General features: G+C 61.5%; 10 protein-coding genes and 1 pseudogene. 2 read left to right on the top strand and 9 right to left on the bottom strand.

Going from position 1 to position 14126, the window contains the following annotated elements:
• On the top strand, positions 1-1135 hold a 1135-nt coding region (locus F7R02_RS21990), incomplete at its 5' end, for a helicase/relaxase domain-containing protein (protein ID WP_167521087.1).
• 59 nt (positions 1136-1194) lie between these two features.
• Positions 1195-2145 carry an IS5 family transposase gene (locus F7R02_RS21985; protein WP_151210204.1) on the top strand — a complete coding sequence of 317 codons (951 nt, stop codon included), beginning with the start codon at positions 1195-1197 and terminating at the stop codon, positions 2143-2145.
• Positions 2146-2307: 162 nt separating this feature from the next.
• Here the strand turns inward: F7R02_RS21985 and F7R02_RS21975 are convergent, their stop codons facing one another.
• The 9 genes and pseudogenes from F7R02_RS21975 to F7R02_RS21935 form a co-directional block, all read right to left on the bottom strand.
• Complete coding sequence (locus F7R02_RS21975; RefSeq protein ID WP_139370967.1) at positions 2308-2706, bottom strand: hypothetical protein; 399 nt, start codon at positions 2704-2706, stop codon at positions 2308-2310.
• Between the two features lies 1 nt (position 2707).
• On the bottom strand, positions 2708-3451 hold the full coding sequence (locus tag F7R02_RS21970) for a DUF6708 domain-containing protein (protein ID WP_078590038.1): 744 nt from the start codon (positions 3449-3451) through the stop codon (positions 2708-2710).
• A 43-nt stretch (positions 3452-3494) separates the two neighbouring features.
• Positions 3495-4850: pseudogene (locus tag F7R02_RS21965) on the bottom strand (IS5 family transposase).
• 226 nt (positions 4851-5076) lie between these two features.
• A complete protein-coding gene (locus F7R02_RS21960; protein ID WP_139370934.1) occupies positions 5077-6129 on the bottom strand; it encodes a DUF6708 domain-containing protein in 1053 nt (350 codons plus the stop codon).
• Positions 6130-6132: 3 nt separating this feature from the next.
• Positions 6133-8850 carry a T6SS effector BTH_I2691 family protein gene (locus tag F7R02_RS21955; RefSeq protein WP_139370935.1) on the bottom strand — a complete coding sequence of 906 codons (2718 nt, stop codon included), beginning with the start codon at positions 8848-8850 and terminating at the stop codon, positions 6133-6135.
• A complete protein-coding gene (locus F7R02_RS21950) occupies positions 8843-9646 on the bottom strand; it encodes a DUF4123 domain-containing protein (protein ID WP_139370936.1) in 804 nt (267 codons plus the stop codon). The genes F7R02_RS21955 and F7R02_RS21950 overlap by 8 nt, the downstream gene beginning before the upstream one ends.
• 48 nt (positions 9647-9694) lie before the next feature.
• Positions 9695-12460 (bottom strand): type VI secretion system Vgr family protein, encoded by a 2766-nt coding sequence (locus F7R02_RS21945; RefSeq protein WP_151210199.1) that lies wholly within the window; start codon positions 12458-12460, stop codon positions 9695-9697.
• A 92-nt stretch (positions 12461-12552) separates the two neighbouring features.
• A complete protein-coding gene (locus F7R02_RS21940; protein WP_078591216.1) occupies positions 12553-12906 on the bottom strand; it encodes a hypothetical protein in 354 nt (117 codons plus the stop codon).
• Between the two features lie 30 nt (positions 12907-12936).
• A partial coding sequence (locus F7R02_RS21935) for an AAA family ATPase (RefSeq protein WP_208789130.1) occupies positions 12937-14126 on the bottom strand: 1190 nt, incomplete at its 5' end.

Genomic DNA, 14126 nt, shown 5'->3' with positions numbered 1-14126 from the left:
CGGCCTGCGCTATCTGCTCAAGGAAGAGTTGAAACTAAATCAGCCCCAGGCGTCCGATGGCTGGCTGACGCACGATGCGCTCTGGCTCGTCAGCAAGACCGTCTCGGACAAGTTGCGTGCCCACCTGCTATCGCAAGGCATAGACGGCATCCCAGCGAGCAACTCGGCTGTGTTCACTGTTCTTCAAGAGCACAGCATGCTCCAGCCCGCACCGGATGGTAAAGCGATCTGGCGTGCAACGGTGACCAGCTCAAGCGGCTGGTCACATGCCTTTACGCTACTGCGACTCTCGCCCGCTCTGATCTGGGAGGCTGGTGAGCGGCCGGCCGCATACGCGGGGACGGTGCTTGTTGAAGCAGGCCAAGGTGTCGAGGCAACCGGCGAAAGTGCGCCGGACTTGCTTGAGTCGTCCACGCAAGACACCGCCGATGATCGAGCCAATCCGCCGTTGGAATCGAAGCCTTCTTTGAGCACACAACCCGTAGCGAGAAACGCGCCGGATATGATGGATGAACTGCTGGCAATGATTGGGGCACCAGATCAACCGAAGGCCGATGCCCAAGAAGACTCATCGTTTCAGCCAACGCCTGGAGCTCCCGGAAAGCTACACCAGGTGAGCGAGTCCGTCCCAGCGAAAAAAAATCCAATGTCGACCAGTACCCCACCATCCAGGGACGAGTCGAATGGCACCTCAACTCAAATGTCAGCCGATCATTTCGTGACATGGCTGCAGCAGGCGATTGCATCGCGCCGACTCGTCATCAACGACGCTAAGGCGCTGGTGCATATCGTGGCGGATGCCGTCTATCTGGTAAGCCCAGGTGTGTTTCAGCGCTATGCGCAAGAACATCCTCAAATCGCTGACTATGCCAAGCGTGAAGAGATGGCAGATTGGCAGTGGGCGCAGAAGAGATTTGAGAAATTGCATCTACACCGTAAGCAAGCAAATGGCCTGAACATCTGGACGTGCGAAGTAACCGGACCTCGCAAATCGCGAAGGCTCCACGGCTACCTGCTTGAGCGTTGGCAAGGTGTATTTGGGGAGCTTCCGCCAAACAACCCTTACCTGACGCTCCGGGAAGGAAACTCACAACCGCCGATCCACACGGACGCATCCAACTCACTTGATGCCTAAGGAACCTCTGAACAACGCCCCCAGATGCGCGACACTACACACCCGGTGACGCTGAGGGTCTGGGTAAGCGTAAGCAGACCCGCCGCGAAATCTTCCTGAGCGAGATGGAGAAGGTGGTGCCGTGGAAGCAGTTGCTTGCGCTGATCGCACCGCACTATCCCGTGTCGGGCCGGCCAGGTCGGCAACCGTACGCACTGGCGACGATGTTGCGGATTCATCTGCTGCAGCAGTGGTATGCGTTGAGCGATCCGGCGATGGAAGAAGCGCTGCACGAGATTCCGACTTTGCGGCGCTTTGCCCAGCTCGGTGGCTTGGACGACATTCCCGACGAGACCACGATTCTCAACTTCCGGCGCCTGCTGGAGACCCATGGCCTTGCCGCACGGATGCTGGACGCCGTCAACGCGCATCTGGCGCGCAAGGGCCAGAGCCTGCGGTCGGGCACGATCGTCGATGCGACGCTGATCGCTGCGCCCAGTTCGACCAAGAACGCCGATCACGCGCGCGACCCTGAGATGCATCAGACCAAGAAGGGCAATCAGTGGTATTTCGGGATGAAGGCGCACATCGGCGTGGATGAGTTTTCCGGGTTGGTGCACCACGTCCATTGCACAGCGGCTAATGTCGCCGACGTCACGGTGACGCACACGTTGCTGCATGGCAAAGAAGACAGCGTGTTCGGCGACAGCGGCTACACCGGCGCGGACAAACGCGACGAACTGCAGACCTGCAAGGCTGCATTCTTCATCGCCGCCAGGCCCTCGACGACGCAAGCCATCGGCAACAAACGCGAACGTGCTCGGGAACAGCGTTGGGAACACTTCAAGGCCAGCGTGCGCGCGAAGGTGGAGCATCCGTTCCGGGTGATCAAGTGCCAGTTCGGCTACACCAAGGTCCGCTATCGCGGCCTGGCCAAGAACACCGCGCAGGTGCTGACGTTGTTTGCGCTGTCAAACCTGTGGATGAAGCGAAAGCAGTTACTGCCTGCTATGGGGAGCGTGCGCCTGTAACCCGGGGATTTCCCACGGAAAGCGCCAGAAATGGCCAAACTCCGAAGATCCAAACGCGACTCTCCGGAACGACGCGACATCCCGCACTCTCAGGCCTCATTGTTCAGACCTTCCCTAAAGGTCTACCTCCCATTGGTGGGCTTGAGTGTGAGCCAGTAGCATTCACGTCCATCTCAAAGCCACGGCTATGAGTGTCAAACCGGATGTCGAGGTGTCGACGCGCTGCTGGCGTCGGCGCCGCGCTGGAATGGCGACTGCACCTTGATCCGGTGATCGCGGTCGGACTGTACCAAGTCGCCGTCGCTGACCACGATCGCGCTCAGCGTGTCGCGACAGCACCAGCGTGTGCGTGCCGCGCGTGTCGCTGTCGGCTTCACCGGTGTGCTCGAACCAATAGGCGATGCCTTCCTCGGCGATACGCTTACGCATCGCCGCCTGCGACCCCTCGGTCATCGACGTCCACAGATACGAGCCGGCATCGGCCACACTCTGCGATTCGTCGATATTGGCCATGCCATCGGCTGTGCGCGACAGCGCCAACAAGGCCGCAACGCGCGCCATGTCACTTCTTGCCCCAGTCCTTGAACTGCGACGCCGGATCCGTTGGCGCGTCCGGCGGCGTTCTGATGCCTTGCGCCTTGCGCATCGCATAGGTCATCAAGCCAGGAACGGTGGTCACGAACTCGCCGATCGACTTGGGGACCGGCCAGATGTTCGGATCGTTCGGTTCGACCCTGCACTCGCCTTCCACCTCCGGTGGGAACACCGGCTGCTTGCAACTCTTGAACACCAGCCAGCGCACCAGGGTGAAGGTGCCGATGAAAGGCGAGAGCAGCACGCGCTTGAATGGCGTGTCCGCATTGGTGAAGCCAACCGCCGAGATCAGGCAGTTTTTCCAGGTCGGTGCTACCGACAGTTCGACATACTTGTCCAGCGGATGCTCGGCCACGGCCTCCGGGCCTTCCTCCATGTAGCGACGGATGAACTCCCACATCTCCTTGACCGGCTCGTCGCGCTCGGCGCAGTGGCCTAGCGCGAAGGTGTCCTTGACGATAGTGCCGTCGAGAATCTCGCCACGGATGTCGCGCAGGAACTTCATGTCGGTGCCGCGGCCGATGTGGAAGAAAACATCTTCCCAAGGGACGATCAGCAGACCGCCGTCGCGCGGTTCACGGAAGACGTAAACCTTGCGGGTTTTGCGGTTGAAGCGGATTGGGTAGTAGATAAATTTAAAAAATTCATGCCTAGGCAAGGCCCAGTATAAAACCGCCCCACACAGAAGCGCAAAAGGAACTAGAAACTTCAAACCCCATTTAGCCCCCTCAGTAGTTGTCCCTGAAAAATCCCCTTCAAGCGCCCCGTGCCGTCTGTGACAGCGGCACGTGGCTAAAGGATGGCCATTCCATCGCCCGCATCCAGGCACGCAAAAACGCGATCCAGCGCAGGTTGTAGCCGGCGGCGCAGCCGAGTACGTGCAGCGCATCGCCTTATGCACCTTTCAGCCTGCAGCGACGCAACCTGCAGTCGTCTTTCAGATGTCCGATCACCGGCTCCACCGCCTGCCGTCGTTTGATCCAGCGCCATTGCCGTCGCGTCAACGTCCTGGCCTTGCCACGATGCAGCACCTGCACCCCAGCGACCTCGCGCCCGCGATAACCCAGGTCCACGATCGCCACCGTCGGTTCTACGCTCAGATCCTGCAGCAACCCGCGTGCCTGCTCCAGTTGCTCGGCCAAGGTGTCGCCGTCGTACGGATTGCCAGGAAAACTGCGCGCGCCCACGATCAATCCCTTGCAGGCACTCACCGCAATGCCGACCTTGACGCCGAATGCGTACGCTTGACGCGCCTTGCCCTTGCCGATGCATTCCACTTCCGGGGCATGCAATGCGTACAGTTTTTGTTTGTCCTTCGGACGCTGCGTGTACAGCCGTTGCGCACGTTCCAGCCAGACAGCAATGCGCTCGCCCACGCTGCTGTCCACCTGGTCCAGCTTGCGCTCGATATCGCGCAACACCCGCCCCAGCACCGTGCGTTGACGCCGCAGCACGCGCCGCATGCGCTTGAACTGGCGCGCATGCGCATAGCGGCCTGCCTTGCGGCTCAGGGCCGGACCTTGCCGCGCGTAGGTTTGCCGCAGCGCGACGCCATGCCGCTTTGCCAGCAGCACCAGCTTCTTGCGCGCCACCTCCAACAGCCGGCTGTCGGTCGGATAAGCGATCGCCTTTTCCTGCACCGTGGTATCCACGATCACCCGCGACAACGCGCGCCCATCCACCGCCTGCATCGCATGCGCGGCATTGATCGTGTGCGCCAACAACTCTTCCATCCCCGCTTCGCCAAGCCGCTGCCGCCAACGCGTCAGCGAGCTGGCATCGCACGGCAAGCGCGTCTGGAACACGACCTCGCCAGTGAAAAACTGCCAGTACGGATTTTCCAGCCAACGCTCGCACACCGCTTCATCGGATAGGTCGTAGGCGTGCTTGAGGTAGAGCAAACCAGCGATCAGCCGCACCGGCAATGCCGGCCGACCGCCACCGGCCGGAGTGGCCGGCAAGAGCGATGAAAGGGCTTGCTCCAACGCCGTCCACGGCATCCGTTGGCTCAGCTGCGCCAGCGGATGCCGCAGATCGATCTGATTCTCCAGGCGCGAACGGAACAACTCGTCGGCGGGTCTGTCCTCGGCTGCACAACGGCGTGTACGCATGGGCGGAAATTGCAAGAAACCAGCCTTCAGCGTAGCGAACACTGGTAGTTTTAGCACGCCGGTGCAGACATCAAGGCCTTGCGGTCGTTGGGTGGTTGGGGTTTTTCAGGGGCGACTCTTTAGACTTACGGTTTCTCAGCGTTGACCGGAGCGGCGTTACTAACCAATTCCAAGACGCCAACTGAAACTCGTGGATAGCAATTGGAGACCTCAGCAAAGACACACTTCAGGTAGGAGTCCGCCCGTACAGCTGTACACGGAGTTCGGGATCTCTTGCTTTTGCCTCTTTAATGGCATCTTCCCAGAACGACAGCATTGCATCGCCTTTCGGCCCACCGCGCTTGACACGCCCATAAACCGCAGGGGCTTGGAGTGCGCCAGGCTGCTTTGACCCTGGCTGGCAGGCCTCTTCCACAGATTCGGGCCACTGCGGCTTCCTGCACAGCTTCATGGTGAGATACCGGAATAGGGCCCAGGGCAACGTGATTGGCAGAGCAAGAAGCATCAAACCCTTGCCTGCAGAAGAAACATGGATGATGAACGCGTTCCGGAAACTTGCCGCGGTCGACATGAATAGCTGTAGCGGGGGAAACGGCAGCGCGTCCATCCCACCACCGTTCATGTATCGGCGGATCATCTCCCAATGTGCCAAGGTGACGCCGGGACTGGAACCACTATCGGATCCAACGGCAAAGGTATGGATGACTTGGTCGCCGCGCATTACATGACCACGCAGATCATACGTACTGCCTTCATCAGGACCTATGGGTTTGTCGCGTCCAATGACGAAATGGATATCATCCCAAGGAACGGAGATTGCACCCTGCTTTCCCCCTGTAAAGATATGAACAACCCGACTCACCCTATTAAAACGTATTGGATAGTACTGATACCGAAAAACATCCCGTCCTAATAGCATCCAGTATGCCAAAGCGCCGGCTCCTAGCGAGAGGATCACAACAAAGCCAATTGCGTAGTAGTCACCTGCGGTGACCGCCCGCACACCCTCCGTTTTAACCTCCCAGAGCACCCGTATCATTGCCAATGCGAACGTGAACGCCATAGCGACAATGAGGGAGCCCCACATTGCTCCCCAGCCGCGATAGAGGAAGTGTCGATCCACGTATTCTACAAATACGGGATTTAGATCGATAATCCCTTGATCAATCGGCTTCAACCCTGATGCATTGAAGTTGGAAACATCCGAAACCCTTTCATAATCGGATAGCGGGCGATTCACACGATAATGCTGGGCCAACCAGCCTGCAAACTGACTCATTTCTTACGCATCGGCCGGCATGAGCGCATTATATGCCTCATCTTGCTCTTCGACGGACCCAAACCTTCCATGTTCGTGCACGCCGAAAGGTGTCTTGTCCAACCACACTTCAACCTTATCGTCCCTAATCAAATTAATTAGCCATTCACCCAGCATGCTTATAAGACCAAGCACAAGAAGAATAATAAATCCAACGCCCGCGGTAAGAACCCCCGCAAGCATGAGAATAGCGACAACAGCTCCGGATACCGCTGTCACAGCGTAAAATACCGTCATGGGGATATCACCTTTCCTGTAAGCGTCCACTGATTTCCAGCCATCAATTGCCGCACCTAATAGACCACCAACCGCACCAAGGGCTTTACCGAAAAACCCCATAGCCCCTGCCCTTGTTGACGCCTGCAGCGCACCAAATCGAAGCTCTGTTGCCAGTGCGGTACGGCCCCACATTGTTCTTTCTAGCCCAATGCCGATCAGTTCCATGCTGGTGCCAGTAAAGCCTACAAGTGCCGAACTCAGCGCCAATTCACGACGTAAGGCAGGCCCTTCCGACTTTTCGTCGAGCTTGCCAAACGAGTCGCATACGTTCCACGCGTCAAGGATCAGGCCTACCACACCAAGTCTTACATCAAGGCTAACGTGCGGAGCGGCATGCTGGGATGCTCGGTTCTGTACCAGCGCCCTTATCTGCTGCTCCGTCAGCAACAAGTTCCCTAGCGATGAAGGGCTACCCCCGCGCGCTGCGGCCACCGCCTCCTTATCCCAAAATACCGCCCATTCGAAAATTTTTCTCCCACGCGCATTTCGCTCACCTGTCGCAACGCGGGCGCCACTACGCTCATTTAGTTCCTGGCGCAGATGTTGGTCGATGCGGGAACGCAACTCTCTCCTATTGACCCCGGGCTGCCCCCGACTCAACGCCTCAACGAGAAAGTGCGCCATTTCACGCTCGGACGCCTTGATGCCTACCCGTTCAATGCGCTTCCCGGAAAGCATCCCCAGAAGCCCCATCATGTTATTACGTGCGGCGGCGCTGATTGCAATGCTTACAGTCCCCCGCCGCACCGTGGTACCGACTTTTGCCAGACATGTGACGATTCCACCCGAAATTTTGTAGACAAAGCCTGCGATCAACCCAAGCCCCTGCTGAAGCTCAGCTGGATTCTTGCCACCTCTGTCCAAGACATGCCCATATGCCTTGAATATATTTGACCAAGCGCCAGGATTGTCGACCAGTGATTTCGATTGTTCCTGCAGAATCTGAGCGGCAATCTTGTCGTTCAGAACGAGCGCACGCATGGTTGCGTTCTTGATGTCATCGAATCGCCCGGTCAGATCCCTGATGACTGCTGCCTGGACTACGTCGTGGCCTACGACTCCTTCAAGCGAATTTTCGACGATCTCCGTCCAGCGCATTCCACTGTGCGAGTACTCGTCATGATGGTTGCAGCACAGCCAGGTTCGATAGGATTCATCCTGGTACCAGCTGACAAAGCTCTCGGCAAGCGGAGTAAGATGAGCGCTAGTAAAGCTCTCCATCTCGCTCTTAAGCTCAATCTCGAAGCGACTCACCGCAGCATGATCGTAGTCGTCGCGATATCTGTTCCACGCAGATTCTCGGGCGCTTTTGTCCTGCTCGGGCGTCAGCTCCTCCTGTATTTTTTTGATACCAGCTGCGTAAAGCTCCATGGCAGCCTTGCCAGTATACGCGCTAGCGCGCACTGAACTAAGCTCATCAGCTGCTGCTTGATCCTCGATGGCCTGCTTTATGCCGCGAATGGCTACAGCACTTGCCTGCTTCCAGCTGCGGTCATTCTCAACTTCGAAGTCCTCCGCCTTTTCCCGAATCAGCGCCGACAGCTCCTGAGCAATGCCGGCAGGATCATTTAGCGCAAGCATCATCGGCCTACCAAGCGAAGCACTCTTTTTCAACCACTCCTCCATGCCTGGCACCTGCTGTTTACATCGAGCAAAGTGCACGAACGAGAATCCGAAACCAGGATTGGCGACAACCATGACTTCTTCAAGACTCTCTATCTGACCCGGAGAACCTGGCTTTTTTTGCGAAGGCGTAGGCTGGGCCGGTGGCAGAAATGGAATCGTGGTTTTCTGCCTTTCAGGCTGAGTGAATTTGAACTCACTGACCAAGGCCGCTGCATCCATTGCGTTGCCTGCGTGATCAAAGTCCTTTCCTGCTAACCATGCTTTTACATTGACGCATCGCATGTGCCTCTGGCGTTCAGCGCGTGACCTGTTGCGATTCAGTATCTCAGCTGGCCAAGGTGCTTCGCTGTAGCCAAACCATACGTCTCCAGCGCGCTTCGGATCGGGAATCGTAACGAAGCGTGCAATCTGCGAATTAGCCATACGCGCGCAGCTTGGAGCAAACTCCTCTCGCGGCGGCGGCACGCCTAGGGGGTCAAACTCTAATAGATAGGCGTCTTCAGTCACTTGATAGCCTTTCCACTCACCACGAACTTCATTGAATACATAGAGATACCCTTGGCGCGCAAGTCGCAAGGTGTAATGGGCTTCACTTCCGGGCAGAGCGAGGCTAGACACTCCCTTGCCGAATTTACCCGTCAGCGGAGGGCCTCTCCATTGCTCACGCACGTCCGATCGACATACGGCATAGCGAAGCGGGAGTATCGGCAGTCCGATCTGATCGCAGACGTCACATTTCTTCGCAGGATCACAGGATCGCATCGGGGTCTTATCCATTCTGCCAAGCTCCTTCAAGTTCAGTCGCGTATTGCTGAATCTTCTGCTCATCCACTTCGGAAACCAGGCTACGGTAAGCACCGGGCTCCTTCCGCGCCAAGTGGATCAAATCCTGAAACTTCGGACAATCGTGTATCCGTGGAGATATCGACATTGACAAAAATGCGAAAGCCTCTTGGTCATCCGCGTTCACGAGCCCTGCCGCTCTCGCGTTTTCTATTTCGGTATACACGCGTTTGGACAACGGAAGGCTTCCGCCCACATGAACCTCTTCTTCCCGAAGTCGTTTAAGTACTTTATTGACCGATCCCAGCGACGCCACTGCGGATAACTGCGACAAGTCCATCGCGAATTCACTCTCCGCTGATTGCATGCTCTGGGACTGTGTCCATGTGTCTCCAGTTGCGTCGCGCGTTGTCCACACGTCAATTGGACCAAGCAGTGCATCCAATTGCGAGGCAGAAAGAATCCACTGCAGGCATGACCAAACGCGGGGGTCGTAAAATCTAAACAGCATCTTTTCGCCCTCGACGCGTCGAACCATCATCCTCGCAAGATGGCCGCGCACCCGCCCGGCTTTAGCGGTAGTACCGATAAGAGCAGAAAATGGCTCTTTATCGTGTGCTTGCCCGTAGGCCACCGTGGCGTCTAAGGCGCGAAGCTTCTCATCTATAGACATTTCTCCCAGCCGTAAAAGACACGGAAAAAGGTGCCCCTGCCCCTTCAATTCAAGCGGTACGATGGGTTCACAGGGCCACATCCCAACAACGTGCCGTTCAATCAGCAGCGGGTTCATGAGGGCGAACTGATGCGACTCGAATAGCCGATGATCGAAGTACACGCGTTATGCTCCAAGTGGCACCAAACCGGCACCAGAATTTTCTGCAGTACGAACCCGATATTCGCAAGCCTCGTGGGAGCCTTGGATTGACTTGGCTGAATTGGACGCCGACTGCGGCCCGGTCAACACATGATGCCCGCCCTTGAACGCGATCGTCCCCGGCGCGCCCAGTTCGATGTCGTCGCCGTCCAGCTTGATGTAGGCGCCGGCCGCGGTGGCCAGCAGGTGCTTGGTTGGTGCGGCGAGTTTGACGTCGGCGGTGGTGCTGACGATCCTGACCTGGGTCTTGGCTGCGAGCTTGGCCTGGTTCCTGTGCGCGCGGGCACTCACGGTGCCTTGCGCGGCATGCAGGGCGATGCCGCGCTCCTGGTTGGGGCTGCCGGCGACCGGGTCGCGGCCCTGGGTGTACAGCACCAGCCCGCCGGCCACCGCCAGCACCAGCTGCGCTTGGCTGGCCCAGTTTAATGCGGTGCCGGCCAGCAGCGCGGTCTGCGTCCCCGACACCCACACCTGGTCGGCCGGGGTCAGGCTCATCACGCCCGCGCTGCCGCTGCCCAGCAGCGCCGGGCGGCTCCAGCCCGGCGCCTGGCCGTCGCCGCCCTGGAGCTGGCCGGCCGCGCTGCCGCGCTGCGTCGCCTTGAGGCTGGCCTGCAGCGTCTTGAGCCCGTCCTGCGCCGGCAGCGTGACCGCCTCGTTGGGCAGCTGCGCTTGCTGCTGCCGGGCCGCATCGGCCAGCGCCTGCAGCAGCTGTTCGCCCTGTTCCAGCTGCGACAGCGCCTGGCTGGCCGCCAGCTGCTGCTGGCCCGGCTCGCTGCTCAGCAGCAGGCCCTGGCCGGCGCGCACCGCGCCGTAGGCCTGCGTGGACAGCTCTGCCCCGTACCCGCGCTCGCCTTCGCGCAGGTTGTCGCGGCCGCCCTTCAGGTGGCCCAGGGTCAAGGTGCTGGCGTGCTGGGTGGTCGACAGCTGCGCCCGGCCCTGGCCGGGCGAGTCGTCCAGCCGCAGTTGCTGGTAGCCGCCGGCTCCGTCCTGGCTCTGCGCCAGCGCCTGGCTCTTGAACCCGGTGAACACCGCGCCGTGCGCGTTGCCCTGGAACCACGCCGGCGCATTGCCACTGGCCCCGGCCCCGCCGCCGCCGACCTGGTTGTGCGCCGCGTCGTCTTGGCCGCGCCCGTTGTACACGCTGCCGATCACCACCGGCCGGTCGATGTCCCCTTCCAGGAACCCCACCAGCACTTCCTGGCCCTTGCGCGGCGGCACCACCCCGCCCCAGTTGTCCCCGGCCCACGGCGTCATCACACGCACCCAGGTCCACGCCGAGGCATTGCCCGGCGCGTTGTCCGCGCCGGACGGGTGCGCCAGGGCGCTGCTGGCATCGGCACCGCGCTGGAACGGGAACTGCACCTTGATCCGGTGGTCGCGGTCGGACTGCACCGGGTCGCCGTCGCTGACCACGATCGCGCTCAGCGTGCCGGCCACCGTCGGCTTGGGATGCAGGCGCACGCCATGCCCGTCCTCGGTCTGCGGCCGGTACGTCGCCGTGGCCGGCATGGCGGTGAACTGGTTGCGGTAGAACGCCACCGACGCATCGTCTTGCGGCGGCGCATAGCCGGCGCCCAGGCCCGCCAGCGCCGACGGCAGCGGCGCGCCGGCCACGGTCACCGCGCCCAGCGACTGCTCCAGCGCGTCGAACACCTCCGCGCCCAGGTTGTTGCGCGCCTGGTGCCGCACCTGCAGGCACAGGAATGCCGCATCGGCCGCCACCCCGGCATGCTGGCGCAGCGCGAAACGCGTGCCCGGCGCCAGTTGCCGCCAGGTCCCCTGGCCCTCGATGGTCTGCGCCGCCACCTGCTGCGCATCGAACTGCTGCTGCGCGCGGCGCTGGCCGCGCGTGCTGTCCTGCCAGCCGTACGGGCCGGCGGTGTCCACGTCCTCGGCGCCGATGTCGCCCAGCGGCGTGGCGTCGGCGCCGGCCGGGCGCAGGCTCAGGCTGCGGTAGTCCCAGCTGGCCCGCGACAGCGTGGCCGCGCGCCAGCGCCGCGCCTGCGACCATTGCTGCACACTGTCCTGCTGCTCGGTCACGTCGCTGCGGTGGTAGCGCACCGTGCCCAGCGCGGCGAAGGCGGCGTTGTGGTCCGACAGCACCAGCGTGTGCGTGCCGCGCGTGTCGCTGTCGGCCGCGCCGGTGTGCTCGAACCAATAGGCGATGCCTTCCTCAGCCAGCAGCCGGCGCAGGAACGCGGCGTCGGTCTCTTCGTATTGCGTGGTCAGGCTGCGCTTGGCGTACGTGCTGCGATCGGACAGCTCCCAGCGCCACGCCGGCGCCAGCGCGCCTTGCTCGGCGTAGTCGGCGAACACGCTCTCGGCGATCTCCACCACGCTCATGTCCTGGAACACGTAGCTGTCCACGCGCTGGGCCAGCAGCGCCAGCCACGGCTCCACCACCAGCCGGTAGCGCGCCAGGCCGCCGTTGCTGCCGAGCCGTTCGAACGCGGTGACATGGCCGTGGAACGAGCGCAGCGCGCTGCGCGACTCGGCAGTGAGCAGTTCCAGCAGCACCGGCTGGCCAAGCAGGTCGTCCAGGGGCAGGCTGGCGTTGGCCGACAGTGCGCCCACGTCGAAAAGGAAGCCGCCGCCGTCGACCGACTCGTGGCCGTCCAGGGTCTCGGCGACCAGCACGTCGGGGCCAAGCGCGGTATGCAACCGCAACAGCCGTTCTTGCTGCCGCGGGGCGGCGCTCAGGGCGGACAGCATTGTGGCGACCGGGTCCATAGGTGCTCCTTGCGATTACAGATCGGCCGCCCGCGCCTGGCGGCCAAAGGCCGCGCGAGCGCGGCCTGGAAGGTGGCGCGTGGTGAAACGGCTCAGGCGGCGATGATGCGCTCGAGCTGCAACGCCGGGCTTTCGGTGCACTGCAGCTTGAACTCGCGGCCGGCGGCTGTGATCGCCACTTCGCGCACGTTGCTGACCAGTTGGTTGGCCTTGCCCTGCGTCGGCACCTGCATATTGATGCGCCAGCAAGTGCGCTCCATCAACGAGGCCAGCGCGCGCGCATCGGTGCGCGCGTCGGCGGCGGCATTGCTCAGCAGTTCGACCACGTGTTCCGGACGCAGGCGGTTCCAGCTGCGAAGGCTGTCGGTCTCGCGGCTTGCCCGTCCCACGGCCAGGCTGTCGCAATGGGCAATGGCTTTGGCGCGGTTGTATCCGTAGAAATCCATGGTGTTCCTCCTTGGTGATGGACTGCGGGGTCAGGATAACTTGTATTTGAACGCGCCGTTCTTGCCGGCGCCTACCTTGATGGCGTTGATTTTGCCGCCTTCGGCCATCGCCGCGAGCACGCTCTCGGCGATTTCCGGCAACAGCGTCCCATTCAGAATGTGGTCGACGTTGCGCGCGCCCGAATCCACCTCCGTACAGCGCGCCAACACCGCCTCCACCAGGCTCTGGTCCCACTGGAAGGCGGCCTTGTGGTTGGCGGCCACGCGGTCGCGGATGCGGCCGAGCTTGAGCGCGATGATCTGCGCCAGCACGTCGTCGCTGATCGGGTAGTACGGCACCACCTTCAGCCGGCCGAGGAAGGCCGGCTTGAAGCTGCGCATCAGGATCGGGCGCAACGCCTCGGCCAATGCGTCGGCGGCCGGAATCTCCTCGGCCGGCTTGTTCAGGCAGGACTGCATGATCTGCGAGGAACCGACATTGGACGTGAGGATGATCAAGGTGTTGCGGAAGTCGATCTCGCGGCCTTCGGCATCGTCCATCACGCCCTTGTCGAACACTTGGAAGAACATCTCCAGCACGTCCGGGTGTGCTTTCTCCACCTCGTCCAGCAGCACCACGCTGTACGGGTTGCGCCGCACCGCCTCGGTCAGCACGCCGCCCTCGCCGTAGCCGACGTAGCCAGGCGGAGAGCCCTTCAGCCCGGACACGCTGTGCGCTTCCTGGTACTCGCTCATGTTGATGGTGATCAGCTTGCGCTCGCCACCGTACAGGATGTCGGCCAGCGCCAGCGCGGTCTCGGTCTTGCCGACGCCGGACGGGCCGACGAACAGGAAGACGCCACGCGGCTTGTTCGGGTCTTCCAGCTTGGCGGTGGCGGTGCGCACGCGCTGGGCGATCGCGGCCAGCGCATGGTCCTGGCCGATGACGCGCTCGACCAGCAGGCTGTCGAGGTTGCGCACGGTGCGGATCTCGTCCTTGACCATGCGCCCCAGCGGCACCCCGGTCCAGGCCGAGACGATCTCGGCGACCACGCCGCCGTCGACCTGCAGCGGCACCATCGGGGTTTCGCCCTGCAGCTCGCCCAGCTCGGCGAGCAGCGCGTCCAGCTGCGCGTGCTGCGGCGAAGCCGCCGCGGTGACCTGCTTCGCCGCGCCGCGTGCCGGCTTGGCGGCGGCGGCGCCGGCAGCCGCGGGTTCGGCGGCGGCGGGCGCCGCTTCCA

The sequence above is a fragment of the Xanthomonas cissicola genome, assembly GCF_008801575.1.
GTDB lineage: Bacteria > Pseudomonadota > Gammaproteobacteria > Xanthomonadales > Xanthomonadaceae > Xanthomonas > Xanthomonas cissicola.
Note: the sequence above shows the minus strand (reverse complement) of the source record. Positions and strands in the feature narration are given on the sequence as shown.